17 protein-coding genes are annotated in these 18,449 nt (G+C 40.9%); 4 read left to right on the top strand and 13 right to left on the bottom strand.

What is annotated here, in order from left to right:
- Positions 1-26 precede the first annotated feature (26 nt).
- The 3 genes from dnaG to MKY51_RS05300 form a co-directional block, all read right to left on the bottom strand.
- Positions 27-1,856, bottom strand: coding sequence for a DNA primase (gene dnaG / locus MKY51_RS05310; protein WP_339175708.1), 1,830 nt, complete (start codon positions 1,854-1,856; stop codon positions 27-29).
- A 312-nt stretch (positions 1,857-2,168) separates the two neighbouring features.
- Positions 2,169-2,984 (bottom strand): pyruvate, water dikinase regulatory protein, encoded by an 816-nt coding sequence (locus tag MKY51_RS05305; protein ID WP_339175707.1) that lies wholly within the window; start codon positions 2,982-2,984, stop codon positions 2,169-2,171.
- A gap of 8 nt (positions 2,985-2,992) precedes the next feature.
- Complete coding sequence (locus MKY51_RS05300; RefSeq protein WP_339175706.1) at positions 2,993-3,631, bottom strand: helix-turn-helix transcriptional regulator; 639 nt, start codon at positions 3,629-3,631, stop codon at positions 2,993-2,995.
- Between the two features lie 370 nt (positions 3,632-4,001).
- On the opposite strand from MKY51_RS05300, the gene MKY51_RS05295 reads away from it, so the two are divergent.
- The gene (locus MKY51_RS05295) at positions 4,002-5,390 is read left to right on the top strand and encodes a glycine--tRNA ligase (protein ID WP_339175705.1); all 1,389 of its coding nucleotides are present in this window, start codon (positions 4,002-4,004) and stop codon (positions 5,388-5,390) included.
- A gap of 93 nt (positions 5,391-5,483) precedes the next feature.
- Here the strand turns inward: MKY51_RS05295 and MKY51_RS05290 are convergent, their stop codons facing one another.
- The 7 genes from MKY51_RS05290 to MKY51_RS05260 all read right to left on the bottom strand — a co-directional run bounded on the left by MKY51_RS05290 (position 5,484) and on the right by MKY51_RS05260 (position 13,537).
- Positions 5,484-6,257, bottom strand: a complete 774-nt coding sequence (locus tag MKY51_RS05290) for an IclR family transcriptional regulator (protein ID WP_339175704.1) — start codon at positions 6,255-6,257, stop codon at positions 5,484-5,486.
- A gap of 139 nt (positions 6,258-6,396) precedes the next feature.
- Positions 6,397-7,536 (bottom strand): CoA transferase, encoded by a 1,140-nt coding sequence (locus MKY51_RS05285; protein ID WP_339175702.1) that lies wholly within the window; start codon positions 7,534-7,536, stop codon positions 6,397-6,399.
- A gap of 19 nt (positions 7,537-7,555) precedes the next feature.
- Entirely contained in the window at positions 7,556-9,517 is a 1,962-nt protein-coding gene (locus MKY51_RS05280) for a TRAP transporter permease (protein WP_339175701.1), read from the bottom strand.
- Positions 9,518-9,541: 24 nt separating this feature from the next.
- On the bottom strand, positions 9,542-10,501 hold the full coding sequence (locus MKY51_RS05275) for a TAXI family TRAP transporter solute-binding subunit (protein WP_339175699.1): 960 nt from the start codon (positions 10,499-10,501) through the stop codon (positions 9,542-9,544).
- 25 nt (positions 10,502-10,526) lie between these two features.
- Positions 10,527-11,333 (bottom strand): enoyl-CoA hydratase-related protein, encoded by an 807-nt coding sequence (locus tag MKY51_RS05270; protein ID WP_339175698.1) that lies wholly within the window; start codon positions 11,331-11,333, stop codon positions 10,527-10,529.
- Positions 11,334-11,345: 12 nt separating this feature from the next.
- The gene (locus MKY51_RS05265) at positions 11,346-12,398 is read right to left on the bottom strand and encodes an acyl-CoA dehydrogenase family protein (protein WP_339175696.1); all 1,053 of its coding nucleotides are present in this window, start codon (positions 12,396-12,398) and stop codon (positions 11,346-11,348) included.
- On the bottom strand, positions 12,395-13,537 hold the full coding sequence (locus tag MKY51_RS05260) for an acyl-CoA dehydrogenase family protein (protein WP_339175694.1): 1,143 nt from the start codon (positions 13,535-13,537) through the stop codon (positions 12,395-12,397). The genes MKY51_RS05265 and MKY51_RS05260 overlap by 4 nt, the downstream gene beginning before the upstream one ends.
- Positions 13,538-13,794: 257 nt before the next feature.
- Here MKY51_RS05260 and MKY51_RS05255 point away from each other — a divergent pair, with 257 nt between their 5' ends.
- Together MKY51_RS05255 and MKY51_RS05250 are read left to right on the top strand one after the other, a co-directional pair.
- Positions 13,795-14,259: a hypothetical protein gene (locus MKY51_RS05255; RefSeq protein WP_339175693.1), complete on the top strand. Its 465-nt coding sequence runs from the start codon at positions 13,795-13,797 to the stop codon at positions 14,257-14,259.
- A 65-nt stretch (positions 14,260-14,324) separates the two neighbouring features.
- Complete coding sequence (locus MKY51_RS05250) at positions 14,325-15,131, top strand: EcsC family protein (protein WP_339175692.1); 807 nt, start codon at positions 14,325-14,327, stop codon at positions 15,129-15,131.
- A 35-nt stretch (positions 15,132-15,166) separates the two neighbouring features.
- Here MKY51_RS05250 and MKY51_RS05245 read toward each other — a convergent pair whose 3' ends face one another.
- The 3 genes from MKY51_RS05245 to MKY51_RS05235 all read right to left on the bottom strand — a co-directional run bounded on the left by MKY51_RS05245 (position 15,167) and on the right by MKY51_RS05235 (position 18,044).
- A complete protein-coding gene (locus MKY51_RS05245) occupies positions 15,167-15,964 on the bottom strand; it encodes an MBL fold metallo-hydrolase (protein ID WP_339175691.1) in 798 nt (265 codons plus the stop codon).
- An 81-nt stretch (positions 15,965-16,045) separates the two neighbouring features.
- Positions 16,046-16,819 (bottom strand): DNA repair protein RecO, encoded by a 774-nt coding sequence (gene recO / locus MKY51_RS05240; RefSeq protein WP_339175690.1) that lies wholly within the window; start codon positions 16,817-16,819, stop codon positions 16,046-16,048.
- A gap of 61 nt (positions 16,820-16,880) precedes the next feature.
- A complete protein-coding gene (locus MKY51_RS05235; RefSeq protein ID WP_339175689.1) occupies positions 16,881-18,044 on the bottom strand; it encodes a CapA family protein in 1,164 nt (387 codons plus the stop codon).
- 132 nt (positions 18,045-18,176) lie between these two features.
- Between MKY51_RS05235 and MKY51_RS05230 the strand changes: the two genes are divergently transcribed.
- On the top strand, positions 18,177-18,425 hold the full coding sequence (locus MKY51_RS05230) for a hypothetical protein (RefSeq protein WP_339175688.1): 249 nt from the start codon (positions 18,177-18,179) through the stop codon (positions 18,423-18,425).
- Positions 18,426-18,449 lie beyond the last annotated feature (24 nt).

The following is an 18,449-nucleotide window of genomic DNA, read 5'->3' as shown; positions in this document are numbered from 1 at the left end:
CTTCCTCCTTCTAAAAACAAATCGCGTTAAACGCCCATTTTTATCTTTCTATTCAATGCAATTATCTGTTGGGCAATCTCAAGTGCTCGTCTATGCTCATGCATTTTTTCTGCTTCTTTTTGATCGTGCTTTAATTGTTCAATCTTTAGTTCTAATCGGCGTTTTTCGATTTGTTTTAAACAATCAATTATCTCCGCTTCACCATTATCAGGGTCACGTTCAAGTAACGCAGCATCCATCACGATTTTTCGTAAATCATGATCATCCAACACTTCGACGAATCGATGGAAATCAGCCATTTCATATTCTTCGTAAAAACCAATTAAACGAACAAATACCGATAAATATTCCTCATGAATGAAAGGTTCGTTATTTCCCTCTCTGAGAACTTTATTCACAATATTTACATCATGCAACATATGTGCTAAAAGTATACTTTCCGCACGGTCTGTCGCATCTTTTTTACGCTCCCTTTGGAGAAGAGGTGTTGGTTCTTCCACCATTTTCTGATCGCGTTTCTGCTCTTTTACATTATCTGCGACCATTTTTCTTAATTGGGTACTGATCGCCTCTTGGGAAATATTTGTTTCATTTGCCAATTGACGAATGTATAAATCACGTTCGGTTGGAGAAGTATTATTTTTTAATGTTTCCAGAACTTCTTGAATGTATTGAAGTGTGTCATTTTCAAATTGAAAATTTTTGCCGCGTTTCGCATGCATCATCATAAATGCAATATAAGCGTGCGGCTTTTCTATTATTTGATTTTTAAATGCCTCTTGACCGTGTGTCCGAATGTATTCGTCCGGGTCAAGTTTATCTGGTAAAACAGCGACCTCAACTTTAATCTGTTCTTGATGAAGCATCTGTGCAGCGCGCTTGGCAGCCTCGAAACCAGCATTATCACCATCATAGCAAATCGTAATTTGCTGAACTAAGCGTTTGAGCTTTGTAATATGCTGGGGTGTCAGAGACGTACCCATCGTTGCTACAGCATTGTATATACCTGCTTGGTTTGCTGCTAAAACATCAATAAAGCCTTCCATTAAAATTACTTGTCTTGATTTACGAATAGATGCCCGTGCCTTATCCAAATTATAAAGTACTTGACTTTTATGGAAGATCGGCGTTTCAGGACTATTTAAGTACTTAGCATCTTCGCCATCGGAATTTAAAATCCTGCCTGAAAATGCAATCGTTTTCCCGTTTTCATCCCGGATCGGAAACATAATCCGTCCCCGGAAACGGTCAAAGTAGCTGTCATCACTTTCTTTACGGATAATCAGACCGCTTTCAGCCATTTCTTCAGGATCAAATCCTTTACGCTCCAGTAAGATTGACAGCGTGTCCCAATTCGGCAACGCCCACCCTATCTGATGTGTTTCGATTTGCTCACGTGTAAATCCTCTTTCAAGCAAATAATTTAATGCAGGTTCGCCATCTTCTGTGTTCATTAAAATATGATGATAAAACTCCACTGCAAACGTATGAGCCTCTCGCATTTGCTGCTCTTTTTTTGAAATGGGCGAATTCGACACCGATTGATCTGTCGACATTTCCATTTCAAGCGGGATTCCCGCACGTTGACTTAGTTTAATGAGTGCATCCGGAAACGACAGTTGTTCCATATCCATTACAAAAGTAATGGCGTTTCCTCCTGCCCCACAGCCAAAACAGTGAAATATCTGCTTATCGCTGGATACGGAAAAAGAGGGTGTTTGCTCACCATGAAATGGACATAATCCAAAATAGTTGCGCCCTCTTTTCGTTAACTGCATATAATCGCTAATGACATCGACTATATCGGACTGCGAGCGAATTTGTTCAATCACATGTTCGGGTATTTTTCCAGCCACATTATCACCATCTACAGTATTCGAGATAAATTACAAATATCCTCTAAAATACGACAAAATTTCTTATTACAAATTTGTAATTACCCTATAATAATTATTTTTACCACAATTTTATTATTATAAAACAAAAAGACTATTGTTGCTATATAATTTCAAAAAAATAATCAGAATATAACTAAAAATGTCGAAATTTAGCAAAACATGCGAGAGTTTTCTGGAGCAAAAGTATAGTTCACTTAGTTTCTAAAAAATCTCGAATATTATTCCACCAAAAAAACCTCCTCTTCCTTTTTGAAGAGGCGGCTATGGATGCTATCGACAATCAAGCTCTAGCATATCGATTATTTTGTGTGCTGTTTCTTCGACAGCACGATTTGTAACATCTATCGTTCGACAACCTATTTTATCAACAATACTATAAAAATAGCTAATTTCCTGCTCAATTCTAGCATGTTGTGCATAAAATGCATTTTCCGTTAATCCTAACGTTATTAGACGCTCTTTTCGAATATTGTTAAGCTTTTCCGGTGTTATGACTAATCCGAAGCATTTTTTCGGATCAATCTGCATTAATTCAGCCGGTGGTTCCACTTCCGGAACGAGCGGCACATTCGCCACTTTATACCGTTTATGCGCTAAATATTGCGATAACGGGGTTTTGGATGTTCTAGATACTCCGACTAAAACGATGTCCGCCAGCAATATGCCGCGCGGGTCCTGCCCGTCATCATATTTAACAGCAAATTCGATTGCTTCAATCTTTTTGAAATAATCATCATCCAACTGATGGACAAGTCCCGGCTTTTGCAGCGGCATTTCATCAAATGAAGTTTCAATCAGGTCAAGCATCGATCCCAATAAGTCGATTGCATGAACCTTATATTCTGCTGCGATTTTTTGAAGTGCTTGTCTCATCTGCTTTTCAACAAGTGTAAAAACAATCGTTGCTTCATTTGCAATCGCAATTTGGACAATTTTCTCCAGCACATCCACATTAGCGATATGCGGAAATTTTCGAATCCTTACTTTTTCAAAATTTGGCCGAAACTGGCTTACTACCGCTTTCACAGCAGCTTCTCCAGTTTCACCGACCGAATCTGATACAACAAATATCGTCAATTTTTTCATAAGGTCACCTATAAATCATGCGTTTCAGCTAACGAAATAAACGCACGTGTAATATTCGTCTTTGTTAAACGACCGGTAATGACCAAGCCCTTTTCTGTTTCTTCAACAACCGGCATGGAATCGATCTCTCGTTCTATTAACTTTTTGGCCGCGACGATCAATGAATCCGAATTAACACAATAGGCGATATTCGGCATTCTCGTCATAATTATATGCACAGGCATTTTATTTAAATCCTGTGTTCCGATACTCGAACGAAGTAAATCTTTTCGAGACAGCACACCTTGTAATATTTCATCTTTATCAATAACGAACAGTGTTCCGACATCCTCGGAAAACATATGGATAATCGCATCATAGACGGTCATATCATCCGGAACAACTACCGGGATTGACTGAAAATCTTTTACTTTTAAGTTCAGCATTGATTCCGTAAAGGCTGCCGTTGTTTTTTTACCAGCATAGAAGTAGCCGACACGTGGGCGCGCATCTAAAAATCCAGCCATCGTTAGTATAGCTAGATCCGGTCTCAATGTAGCGCGCGTTAATCCAAGGCGCTCAGCGATATGTTCGCCCGTAATAGGGCCATTTTCTTTTACAATTTGCAAGATTACATCTTGACGTTTATTGAGTTCGATTGGACTCACCCGCTTCAAATAATGTTATACTTTATCCTTAATTATTATATACTATTTCCTTCTATATTGCGAAGAAAACAAACCCATGCTACAATATTAGCGAACAACGCACTTGTTGTTTCATGATTATTAATATGTAAGCGATGATGGGATTAATAAGTATCAATTCTAACATAAGCGAGTAGGGATAGTGCAAGCCTACATTGAATTGAGAAACGGCACCCCTGAGCTATTTTTATAAAAGAGGTTTTTAATTTATTAAAAACAAGCGGGGTGGAACCGCGGGTATATCGTCTTGATGCACTCGTCCCCGGGCAGAGATTTTGTGCCCGGAGACGGGTGCTTTTATTTTTTCATTACCGAACAGGAGGTATTTTTCATGGCAGAAAAATCAATGGAGACAATTGTATCATTAGCAAAACACCGCGGATTCGTATTTCCGGGATCTGATATTTACGGTGGTTTAGCAAACACTTGGGATTACGGTCCACTAGGTGTAGAACTTAAAAACAACGTTAAAAAAGCTTGGTGGCTCAAGTTCGTTCAGGAATCTGAACATAACGTAGGTTTGGATGCAGCGATTTTAATGAACCCAAAAGCTTGGGTTGCATCTGGTCACGTAGGTAACTTCAATGACCCGATGATCGACTGTAAAGCATGTAAAGCGCGTCACCGTGCAGATAAATTGATTGAAGATGCTTCATTAACAAAAACAGGCAAGGAAATTATTGTTGATGGTATGACGTTCGATCAAATGAAAGAAAAAATGGAAGAGCTTGAAGTAGCTTGTCCGGACTGCGGAAAAATCGATTTCACAGATATCCGCCAATTCAACTTAATGTTCAAAACGCACCAAGGTGTAACTGAATCATCGTCAAATGAAATTTACCTTCGTCCGGAAACAGCACAAGGTATTTTCGTAAACTTTAAAAACGTTCAACGTTCAATGCGTAAAAAGACACCATTCGGTATCGCCCAAATCGGTAAATCTTTCCGTAACGAAATAACACCTGGTAACTTCACATTCCGTACTCGTGAATTCGAACAAATGGAACTTGAATTCTTCTGTAAGCCAGGTGAAGACCTTGAGTGGCACTCTTACTGGAAAGAGTTCTGTAAAAACTGGCTTCTTGGATTAGGTATGAAAGAAGATTCAATGCGTTTACGCGATCATGAAGATGATGAGCTTTCACACTATTCAAATGCGACAACAGATATCGAATTCCGCTTCCCATTCGGCTGGGGCGAACTATGGGGTATCGCAGACCGTACAGATTTCGACTTGAAGCAGCATATGGAACATTCTGGTGAAGATTTCACTTACATCGATCCTGTTTCAAATGAGCGCTATGTACCATACTGTATCGAGCCATCATTAGGTGCTGACCGTGTAACATTGGCATTCTTATGTGACGCTTTTGAAGAAGAGCAATTAGAAGGCGACGATACTCGTACAGTATTACGCTTCCACCCTGCACTAGCTCCATTCAAAGCAGCGGTATTGCCACTTTCTAAAAAATTATCGGAAGAAGCTGGCGACGTATGGGCAGATTTACGTAAAGCATTCCCGGTTGATTACGATGAGTCACAATCGATCGGTAAACGTTACCGCCGTCAAGACGAAATCGGTACACCATTCTGTATCACATACGATTTCGATTCAAAAGAAGACGGTCAAGTAACAGTACGTCACCGCGATTCAATGGAACAAATCCGTATGCCAATCGCTGAAGTTAAAGCTTATATCGAGAAACATTTACAATTCTAATTTTCACAAGGCACTTTCTGTTCGTATTGAGCAGAAAGTGTTTTTTCTTTCTAACGAAAAACAATCCAACCGATTTTAGCCGGTTGGATTGTTTTATTTATTGAGCTGTTTTTCAATATCGAATTTTGCACGGAGAATAAGTTCACGCAATTCCTCATACTGCTCTTCATCAAAGCGTGCTTCCGGAATGATAATCGCGATCGAAGCAACTGGACGACCATTAGAAATAATCGCTGTACTGAACGAACAGGCACCGATAATGCGCTCAGCTCGTGTAAAGACATATTGCTGCTTGCGAATTTCCTGTAATTGCTCCAACAGCTGGGCTCGATCGACAACCGTATTTTCGGTTACATGTTCCATTGCCACTTCATCCAAGTACTGCTCAATTTCTTCCTGCGGCAAAAATGCAAGCAATGATTTGGCAGAGGCCCCCGCATAGAGCGGCGATGTATCCCCGACATGATTGCGTGCCGACAAAGCATATGAACTTTCGATATTCATAATACAGCGGCGTTCATTGCCGTCAATAATACTCATCGAAATGCTTTCTTTTGTCGTTTTGTTCAGCTCCTGAAGAATGGGCTGAGCAATCGTAATGATGCTTGATTCTTCCTCAACGAGCTTCCCCAAGTGGATTAAGGATAAGCCAAGTTGATACTGCTTTGTCCTGTCATCCCTGATTAAAAAACCTTCATATACTAATGTCGCAACAAAACGTTGCAGGCTTGATAGGCCAATTCCTGTTTTTTTATTTAATTCCGTTAAAGAAAGCTTTGGCTGTTCTTTCGTGAAAGCACGCAATATCACAATGGTTTTTTGTACGGTTTGCATTAAATACATTTTTTCAAATTTCTGTTGTTCCATCCAAAAGCCCTCCTTTTCCTAATAGTAGCAAAACTGATCCATATAAAAAAGAAGGGGCTATGTTAAAAGTCATACGAACCTTTCACCTATCTTTTCCGACAGTTGAAACTAATCGATTACTCCAATCATTACCTTAAAACTAGTTTTTATTGATTTTTAACAAGTCTTCGGTATGCTCCCCCAACTGCGGCGGCCCGGAATCATAGGAAATATTAAGCTCTGAATGCTGCAGAGGATTTTTTACAAATTTCACGGTACCATATGATGGATGCTCAATCTCCCCTACTAAATTCCGCGCCATTACTTGCGGCTGCTGAAACGCTTCTTCTACTGTATTGACACGCCCGCCAGGAATTTTATACTTTTGCAGGAGCTCGATCCACTCATCACGGGTTTTCGTTTTTGTAATTTCGGAAATATAGCCTGCTAACACAACCTCATTTTGCTTGCGCAACGAATTCGTTTTAAAGCGCTCATCCGTCACCCAGCCATCCCGATTAATCATCTCGCAAAACTTTTTGAACTGATCTTCTGTACCAACACAAAACATAAGCGGACCATCCGAACATTCAAACACCTGATACGGCGCGACATTGTTATGCTGGTTGCCAAGACGGTTCGACTTGAAGCCAGTATTTAAATACGCGCTTGCCACATTAGCAAGGGAACTCATTTGCACATCAAGCAGGGCCAAATCAATAAATTGGCCTTTCCCTGTCATGTCACGCATCCTAAGTGCCGACAATATTCCAATTACGACATAGTGCGATGTCAAAATATCCGCAATCGGGACACCTACTTTAGTCGCTTCCCCATCAGGATGTCCCGTTACATCCATCAAACCGCTCATCGCCTGAATAACAGGGTCAAAACCCGGCTCAGCAGCTAACGGACCTGTCTGACCAAATCCGGTTACCGAGCATTGAATAATCCGTGGATTAATTTGCTTTAGCTGCCCATAATCGAGCCCCATTTTTTTCATATCACCCGCTTTGAAATTATCAATAATGACATCTGCTTCTTTCACTAAATCCAGCAGTACCTCTTTATCGGACGGATCTTTTAAATTTAAGGTAATTGATTTTTTATTACGATTCGCACAAATATAATAGGTGCTTTCACCATTTATAAATGGCCCCCAGCCACGCATACTATCCGATCCCTCCGGATGCTCGATCCGAATGACTTCAGCACCTAAATCAGCTAAAATCATCGTTCCAGCCGGCGCAGCGTAGACACGGGATAAATCCAATATTTTAACATTATCCAATGGGCGCATCCCCATCACCTCAATTCTTCTACTCTTTTATTAATGACGGTTCTATACTCCGTTCCGGCTTTTTCAATACAATCTGTGTCGTAACAGCAATAGCAATGATTACTAGCGCAATCAGATTATAAATGAACGTCGTATCCATTAATGCAATACCTGCGCCGAAGAAGACAAGCCGCTCGATGAAATACGTATGCCGGAATAAATAGCCTTTAATGCCTGCTGCAATCGCCACACCGCCAATACAAGCTGTCACCGCCGCAATAATATACTCACCGATCGTCCCGCCCGTTAGAAGTAGCGCCGGGTTAAAGATAAAGAAGAATGGTACAATAAAACCGATCAACCCGAGACGAACCGATTCAAACGATACTTTGTTCGGAGATTCACCAGCGATCCCTGCTGCGGCATATGGTGCCAATGCTACAGGAGGAGTAATGCTTGATAAAGCGGCAAAGTAGAAGGCAAACATATGGGCTGCAATCGCCGGTACACCTAGTTGTGTTAAAATCGGCACAGAAATTGTTGCTACAATAATATATGCCGCTGTTGCCGGTATCCCCATTCCTAATACGATACTGATGACCGCTGTTAAAATAGCGGCAAGCATGACACTATCACCAGCAAAACTTAAGACGTTGTTACCAATGATTAACCCGATACTTGTCAGCGTAATCGTCGCAATAACGATTCCTACAATTGCACAGGCAATCCCTACACTGATCGCTCCTTTGACCCCTTCCACAACCGAATCAATCACTGTTTTCAAATTCATGCGTGTATGTTTGCGAATGGCAGCTGTCGGCACGATTGAAAATAGCGCAAAGATCGCCGCATATAAAGGCGAATAACCTGCAAATAGCATAATCAGTAAAATGAATAAAGGAATTAATAAGTGCCCGCCATTTTTCAGAACTTGCATTGCTACCGGTATATTTTCTTTTGAAATGCCCGATAACCCCATTTTCTTCGCTTCAAAATGCACGATCATAAACAATGTTAAATAATAAAGGATTGCGGGTACGACCGCTGCCAGCATAACTACCGAATACGCCACACCTAGATATTCAGCCATAATAAAGGCCGCTGCACCCATTACCGGTGGTGCAATTAAACCGCCTGTCGAAGCAACCGCCTCTACAGCACCGGCAAATTTTTTCGAATAACCTGCTTTTTTCATCATCGGAATCGTAACCGTACCCGTTGTGACAACATTACTTACAGCACTTCCGCTAATTGTCGCCATCAATCCACTCGCAAAAACGGCTACTTTTGCCGGTCCCCCGGCTGTTCGACCCGCGATTGTCAGGGCCAAGTCATTGATAAGGTCTGAAAATCCGCTATTTTTCAGAAAAGCACCAAATAGAACGAAGATAAAAATATATGTTGCGGATACACCTAGAGCCGTTCCGAAAATTCCTTGCCCGCCCCAGAACATAATATTGATGATTCGCTCAAGACTGAAACCGTAATGCCCTAAAATTCCTGGAATATAAGCGCCAAAGAAGTTGTAGGCAAGGAAAAACAGGGCAATTAGTGTGAGCGCATTGCCGACAACCCGCCGTGCTGCCTCAAATAGTAATACGATGGCAATCCCGCCGACCCATAGATCAAGAACCGTATTTTCGCCTGCACGGTCACGAACTAAAATATCGTAGACAATAACAAAATAAACTGTTACGAAAATTGATAATGTAATACAAATACTGTCAAACCAAGTAGGCAACTTTCTCGTCCCTACACTTTTCTTCGTAGCAGGATAATAGATAAAGCTGAATAAAAGCAAAAACCCTAAATGCCACGCACGAAATTTTGTCGCTTCCATTACACCGATACTGCTCATATATATTTGGAAGATGGACCAAATGATCGCCACACCAATAACGATTTTTCCGAATAGCCCAACATAATTTCGCGAATTGATATTTTTATCTTCAAGGTCCATTAATTGCTGAATTTCAACTTTTTCAAGTCCTTTTTCTGTCATACCTTCCCCTCCTTGTACTTACTTTTAGTCGATGACGCCAATTTCACGATAGTAGCGCTCCGCTCCTGGATGCAACGGAATATCCGCCGTTCCCGCAACCGCGCTTTCCGGACTGAACTGCTTTGCAATGCTGAATGATTTCTGCAGATAGTCCAAGTTTTCCCAAAGCTCTTTCGTTAACTGATAAACGGTTTCTTCTTTAACGCTTTCGTCAATTACGATCGTGCTGTACTGACCGACAGTTTGAATCGCTTCCGGCTGTTTATCGTATGTGTTTGGCTCGATCGTATAAGCAAAGTTCCAAGGATACTCTTCTACTAAATGGTCAATGGCGCTCTCTGAGAAACTTAAAACTCTTGACTCTACTGTTGAGATCAGTTCTGTCGCAGCAGCAGCCGGTACGCCTGTGTAAATATTAACCCCTTCCACCTGACCATTTCGCATTAAATCTGTCGCTTCTGTAAAGCCGACATAGTTTGCTTTTATATCTTTTTCTCCAATACCGTGTGCTTCAAGAACAAGGCGGGATTCCACTTCAGTCGCACTTCCCGCAGCTCCGAATACGAAGCTCGTTCCTTTAAGGTCTTCAATCGAATTGTACTTCTCATCATCTTTCACAATAATATGGCTAATATTTGGATAGAGGTTTCCTAATATACGAACATCTCCATATTGCTTACCTTCGAAACTACCAACACCGTTGTAAGCTTCATAGGCAATGTTCACCGTCGTAAATGAAATATTCGCTTCACCTTTACGCATTAAATTCAAGTTTTCTATACTCCCATTCGATGCTTGTGAAGCGACACGCTTTTCCAGTTCATTTGTCCACATTGTAGAAATACCTGCGCCAAGTGAATAGAAAACACCTGTTGTTGTACCAGTTGTAAAAATTAGCGGCTCCCCATAACGCTCAACATTACTTTGACACCCTGCCAGCAGCATAACAGCGATTGAAACGATTGCGAGAAATACTTTTTTCATCCGCGTCCCCCTATTTGCACATGTATTATTTGAAAACGGCTTTTCGTTTTTCTACGATTGCTTTGACCCCTTCTTCGTATGATGGCAATTCTGTTACTAAGCCCATTTTTGATGAAATATAGTCAAGTGACGAACGCAAGCTCATTGACTGGCTTTGATAGACTGCCCGCTTTATAATTTTAATTGTTTCAATTGGTCCATTTGCCAATTTTTCTGCATAACTTTGCGTGAAGCTTTCCAGTTCCTCATCATCTACAACAAATGTTACAAGACGCGCTTCCTTCGCTTCGTCTGCCGTTAGGACACGTGCCGTCCACAGCATGTCAAGTGCCTTATCGATGCCGACGAGGCGAGGTAAAAAGTAGGCACCGCCATCTCCCGGAACAATCCCAACATTAATATAGCTTTCCGAGAATTTTGCAGATTGTGCAGCAATTCGGATATCGCACATCAATGCCATATCAAGTCCTGCACCCATTGCAAAACCGTGCATTTGCGCAATAACCGGCTTATCGATTTCTTCAAGCAACAAAGGGACGCGCTGCACTTTTTTCCATAAGGAATTTTTGCGGGCCAGCGCTGTTGATGTAATATCTTCTTCACTATGATAGAAACCCTTTCCTGCCACCATTGCTTTTATATCGCCGCCTGCACAGAATGCTTTGCCGTTCCCTTTTAAAATAACAGCCCGAATGTCATCATTATCGCGCACTTCCTCCAACGCTTTGATCCACGAAAGAATCATTTCCTCGCTAAATGCATTTAAACTTTCGGCTCGGTTCAGTGTAATTGTTGCGATATGATTCTTTACTTCAAATAATAAATCCGCCATCATGTTTCCTCCTTATGCATGTACATGCGTTTCTACTTGATCTGTAATGCTTTCCCACAAGTCCAGGTTTGTTTCCAATAGTTGCTGTGCCAGCTGTTTTTTCCAGTAACGTGCCGTCAATTCCTCATCACGCCAAGCCCATAAGCGACGTGTGTACTGATGGAGTCGATGTTCATGTGTCACACCGATTGCGGCATGAACCTGGTGAGCGGATGTTGCCACTGCACGGCTCGCATCATCCATTCGTATCCGCGCATAGGCCACTTCATTTTCTTCTCGCCCGTCAGCTAATAAAGTTAGGATATTATTGACAGCCACTGTCATTAAGGTCTGTTCTCCGGCCATATTCGCCAAATGCTGCTGCACAAGCTGGAATCTGTGAATTGGTCGGCCGAACTGTTCCCGCTCTTTACTGAACTGAACACTTAGCTGGAATGCAGTTGTGAGTGCGCCGCTCATTTTGCTGACAGATGCCGCTGTCACTAATTTTTTAAAGGCATCATACTGCTTTTCGGTAATCGGCATTTTGTTAAGCGCTTTCATATTTTCGAATACGACTTCTGATCGTGGTTCAGCAGCCAGGTTTGTGCTGTTTTTCAGCGCTGCATCCTTTAAATCGGCAACAACGATAAAGTGCTGTGAATCTTCCCGGGCAACCGTCACAATTTTTTCTGCATACTGTGCCCACCCGACATGTTTTAATGTTCCGGTTAGCGTATCTCCGTTTAACTGCAGCGGGTTTATAATGCTGTATGTCGTTAACTGCCCATTTCCTTTCAAGTCCACTTGCTGTAAGATGAAATTGGCCAAAGTATGTTCAATAAACGGAACTGGTGCCGCATATTTTCCAATAAGGAAATACAGTGCAAACAGGTCCTCTACATCTCCACCTGCCCCACCATCTTCTTCACTTACCGCTACATGATGCAGTTCATTTTCAAGCAGCAATTTCCAAACATCTTCAGCCCACTTATTTTCTTCCAAAAGATCGACTGTTTCCTTTTCGACTTTATCTTTAAAGATCTTTTCAACTACTTCTACGACCATCTCTTTAATTTCGCTCATTGTGCAATAACCCCCTTCGCTAAAATTCCATATAGAACTTCTGATGTTCCACCACGGATCGTAAAGCCTGGTGCATGTAAAATGGATTCAGCCAAATAACGTTCGACTCTATTGTCACTTTGCAAGCTTGGATATACATCGATTAACAGACGAATGATCTCCGGTATTTTTTGTTCAAACTTTGTACCGATACTTTTTACGAGTGCTGCCGGTATTGCAACTTCTCCGCCTTCTTCCAATACTTTTGCAACTCCGATCGATAAGTTACGCAATGACCAAAGTTCTGCAACGAGCTTCGACGCTTCTTCCAGACCAACAAGATCTCTCTTAATCTTCAATTGTTCAATTGCCTCATTTAGCAGCGGGAATGTACTTAAAATCCGCTCAGGACCACTGCGTTCAAATGCAAGCTCTGCCAAACCTTGCTTCCACCCGTTGCCCAGTGTCCCCACTACCATCTCATCCGGAACAAATACATTATCCAGATAGACATCGTTAAAATGCGGTTCACCTGTTAAATAACGGATTGGTGCAATTGTCACACCTTCGCCTTTTAAATCGATGATGAATTGTGAAAGACCTTCATGTTTCTTTTCACCTAATGGCTCTGTACGAATAAGCGTTACCATGTAATGTGCATCATGCGCATTACTGGACCAAGTTTTTGCCCCGTTCACAATCCAGCCGCCTTCCACTTTTTCCGCACGTGTTGCAACAGAAGCCAAATCCGATCCACTGTTCGGCTCACTTAGGCCGATAGCGAAAAAGCATTCCCCTTTCACAATTTTCGGCAGGAAAAATTCCTTCTGATAATCTGTTCCAAAACGCAACAATAATGGCCCTGTCTGACGATCAGCAAACCAGTGGGCAGCTACCGGCGCCCCAAATGCCAGAAATTCTTCCGTTAAAATATAGCGGTCAATCGTACTGCGCTCACTTCCGCCATATTGTTTCGGCCATGTCATCCCGATCCACCCCTGCTCTGCCACCATTTTTGAAAAAGAAGGATCAGAACCGCTCAGCCAAGAATCACAGCGTGTTTCAAATGTGCCCTTTTCAATATGTTGTTTTAAGAAACTTCGTACTTCCTGTCTAAATTGTTTTTGTTCTTCTGTAAATTGTATATTCGGTAGATTCATAATTTAACCTCCAATTACGCATATTGTGTAACGACTTTCTAATAACGATATTATAAATTAGTTTTTTCTGAATTGTCAAAACTTTTGTACAATATCTTTGTTTAAAACAGAAAAAATACGCATTAAAGAGAAATTAATATTTAACATCTAATAAAGGCTAAAATTCACAAAATAGTAATCTAAATTTTTAGATTATTTAGATAATTTATCTACGTATAAGTTATAATTTAAGAAATTAATAGATGGAGGGGGATTTTATGTTTTTTCAGGTAAAGGATACATCTAAATTACCTTTAGACACATTCGATAAAATTTCACATCTCGTAAAAGCAATACTCCAATATGAATGCCCTGAACACCGCGCACAGCACCACATCCTTTACACGGCAAATATGAAACTAGAAACGTATCGTGAAGCACAGTTGTTTTACAGAAAGTTTGACGATCCGAGCAATGCACTTGGCCGTTTGAGCCGTGAAGCTTATGAAATTGCAAACAAAAAATACAATCAATTGTTTACAATTATCCGGGGCTATATGCATTTAAGCGACGACAATAAGCGCGACCATTTTAATCATCATTTTCGCTTTTCCAAAGAAAAAATTGATGCGATGTTCACCCTTTTTGAACAAATGCACCATCATCAGCACTTAAAGCTTGAAGAAGAATTTTATGAACGGCTAAAAGAAGACCTTATCCCATTGCTGACACAATTCGAGTGACTAAGCTGAAACCTTTTTAACTATGGAACGTAAAATAAGGAACATGTCCATTGGGAGGGCGATTCATGGAAACTCAACAGCAGCTGGAAAACCACTTATTAACAATCCAACAATGGGAAAAGGATCAAAGCGGATTATGGTTTTGGGAAAAAATCGGCCGCATCCCTTTTAAAATACTCGATAAATTAACACCGAAATTCATACAGGAGAAACTTTCCGTCTTGATCGACGAACTGGTGAGCTATGTCCAAACAGGTGGAAAATATTTAGTAAGCGAAAAGTCAATGATGCGTCATATTCAAAAACATACGTTGCATTCGGTTTCGACTTTGGAGGATATTGGACAAATGCCAATTGAAGATATGGTGGAACTGAGTGAGAAACTGCAGAAAAACCGTGCAAAAGTAGCGACTGTACAAGGAGCGTCAACCGGCTTTGGCGGTGTGTTTACATTGGCACTCGATATCCCAGTCATCCTTGGAATTGCGCTAAAAACATTGCAGGAAATCGCCATGATCCATGGCTATGATCCAAATGAAAAAGCCGAGCGTATTTTCATCGTAAAATGTCTGCAGTTTGCCTCTTCGGATGTAGTCGGCAAAGAAGCGATACTAAATGAGCTGGCACAACATTATGAAAAACCTAACGCTGCAGAAAATATGGTTTCCCAGCTACAAGGCTGGCAGGAAGTCTTCTTTACGTACCGCGATAACTTCGGTATGAAGAAGCTCTTTCAAATGATTCCTGTAGCCGGTATGATTTTCGGTGCCTTTATTAATAAGTCATTGATTGAAGATATTGCCGAGGCAGGCATGATGCTATACCGTAAGCGAAGAGTGCTGGAACGGATGAATGAACTGGCAAACAGCTAATTTTCCATAAAAATAGCCAAGGATTTTAGTTTGACCTAAATCCTATGGCTATTTTTTACCGTTTCTTTATTTAATTTATGCATGTCTTTTAAACCTTTATAAAACGGATAAAGCTTTTGCAATTCTGTTTCATCCACACAGTCGGCTGATAAATTATTTAAATATAATATAGACTCATCAATACGTTTTTGAATTTCATTTTTGTTATTCGTTGTTGTCCCATGTCCAGGCACGAGAACTTCAATTTTTTTGTGCGAAATAATTGTCTGTACTTTTTGAATGGTCGCCAAATACGCTTCGTAATCTTCTATAAAAGGAAACTCGACATTCGATAAATAATCTCCTGCCAATAAAATCCCGTACGGCTCCACCACTGTAAATAAGCCATCTGCCGTATGTCCTGGCGATTGATAAAAGCTACATGTAACGTCCTGCAGCTCAACTGTTTGGCCATCTTCTTTTATTACAATATCGATATGAGGATAAATAACAGGATAATCCCTTTCGATATAGTATTGCGCATCAAACTGACGGATTTGTTCCAATACCTCTTCTTTATTTATTTTATTGACAAAGGCTTCACTGGCGATAGTAGTCGCATTCGGGAAGGCCCCTGCAGCAATAATATGATCATAATCACTATGTGTATAAATAATATATAATTTCCGATCTTCAATAACCGAATCGATATAGGCTTTTATTTCGGCAACTTCATTCGGCAACCAGTTAGGGTCCGTAACAATTAAAGCATCCTTTGTTTTAACTACCGCTGATGTCGTTTGATATAACACACTTTGAAATACGGTTAGCTGCTCATTTTCAAATTGGCGCAATATTTCCCCTCCTCAATAAAACAAAGCGAGTCTGCGCAATTCTACGCAATTTCGACTCGCTTTATTTCCTAGGCAATAATTTTATTCTTCTTCCTTCTTTTCACGCTGCAGTAACGGTGTACGCTCCAATTGCTCGATGAAGTTGCGTGATTTCAGACGGATTCCTGTTTGCTCTTCATAGATTGTCGTGACAATTTTTTTTATAAATTGTTTCGTTTGCGGTTTTAAATCCAGCTTGCCGACTTGTTCAATCGGCACTGTATAAAACATGCGAATCAGCTTAAGCTGCGTTGGTGACAACCGAATAATATACGGATCCAAATGGAAACAACGATGGCAGATAAATCCGCCTTGTGTAAATGAAAATGCAAATTCCCCATCAACGGCTCCACACCCTGCACATGCATGCAAAATCGGCTGGATCCCTGCAAACGGGAGCATTTTCCAATCCACAAATAATGTAATTGCTTCAGGATCATACCCTTCTTCAATTGCATTCAATGCCTGTATTAATATATCAAAAGCATAAGGTTCCGGTCGTCCTTCTTCAACGAGACGATCCACAATTTCCACGATATAGCTTGCATAGGCTGTCGCCACAATATCCGTTTGTATATGACGCATCGAATTGAAATGTTCCCCTTGCTGCAATGTCCCCATGCCTGATGTTCGCTGGACTAAAAACGAGCCATGCATAAATGTTTGTGTTACACCTGCCAGACGACTCGTCGGCTTTTTCGCTCCACGTGCCATACACGCGACTTTACCGGCTTCACGTGTCATAAGGGTCACGATTTTATTGGATTCACCATAAGCACGCGCCTTTAAAACGATGCCTTCCCATTTATGTAGCATCTGTTGCACATCCTTCTATTTCTTTCGTATCTCTATTATACCGCACTATCAATAGAAAAGTTTAATAAACGGTTACAGATTGTCCCATGATTTTCTTTACCCATTGCAGGTTTTTTACAGAGCGCTGTTCCACATCTTTTAACGGATAAACCCGATAAATTCCGTCTGCATCCTTTAATACAGACGTGGCATAAAGCTCAGGTTTATCTATTGTAATCCGGTCGCCTTCCTTTGTAATATCAAGGCTTGCAATCCCGCCAATCATTGTGTTTGGTATTGTTAAGATAGTCGAAAAGAAATTACCGAGCGAATAAAAAATATGCGTTTCCTGCCCCTGTTCATTGGTCAGCTTGTCATACGGCTGCAGTACATGCGGGTGAGTCCCGAATATAATATCAACACCTGCTTTATTTAATATATCCGCATAGTATTTTTGATTGTCATCCGCTGCATAAACATATTCTGATCCCCAGTGCATCGAGACTGCTACGACGTCGACCGTTTTTTTTAATTCCTCGACATCCGCTTTGATCTTCGCTTCATCCATATAATTAATGAGCAATGGTGATTCCTTCGGTAAATAAAGTCCATTCGTTCCATACGTATAGGCAAGCAGTCCAATTTTTATCGATCCGATTTCGATAATGCGTTGTGCTGACTGATCCTCTTTATTTTTATAAGCTCCGACATATGGCATATGATAGTCTTCCAGATTATTAAAGACCGTACGCATACCCTTTTCACCTTGGTCGACGATATGATTATTGGCAATTGTCACCAAATCCACCCCTGCATGCTGAAGATCGCGAATAATATGGGCTGGACTAGAAAAGCGCGGATAGCCGCTTAATGGATACTCATTGCCGACAGGTGGCGATTCCTGATTGGCAATCAGAAAATCATAACTTTGCATCTTCGGCATCACCGCTGCAAAAGAGGAAGTGTATTCATCATATTTCGCAAGTCTTAAATGCAGCAAAACATCACCTGTCATTGCAAGACGAATCGATTCCTTAGTGACTTGATCCTTAGGTTTGCTGATCGGTTTGTCAGTTTCATTTAGATCATTCTCTAACTTTATTTCAGGTGGGTTGTTTTCCTCGGTAGTCATTTGACCTTCTGCGACTAATATTGGTGGGTCCTGATCGGCAGTCGCAATGACAATAAATAGTAAAGTGAGTGATACTGCCCATAGTGCCAATAAAAATTTATTTAAATTATTCAATGTTTCACCTGCTAACTTCTGTTAAATATTCCCTTATTAAATGGTAGCAGAACATTCGCTATAATCAAGAATAATGTTGTTATCGGGTGGGAGAATTTATTTGACTCGTTGTTGAGGTTTGGAGGAAGTTTAGTGATAAAAGTAGAAGGTTTTGGCCTGGAAGTAGAACCTTTTCATCGGAATGTGGAACCTCCCTGCCCGAAAGTAGAACCTTTTCATCGGAATGTGGAACAATACGCACGAAATGTAGAAGCGCCTACCATATTCGCCAATTCAATGAGGAATGGAGAATATTTCATGGCGAAAGTAGAACCTCCCTGCCCAAAAGTAGAACTTTATCACCCTAATGTAGAACGAGACGCACGAAAAGTAGAACATTAAAAACACCCATTTTCCTTAAGAAAA

Origin of the sequence: Solibacillus sp. FSL R5-0691, from assembly GCF_037974225.1 — a bacterium.
Lineage (GTDB): Bacteria > Bacillota > Bacilli > Bacillales_A > Planococcaceae > Solibacillus.
Note: the sequence above shows the minus strand (reverse complement) of the source record. Positions and strands in the feature narration are given on the sequence as shown.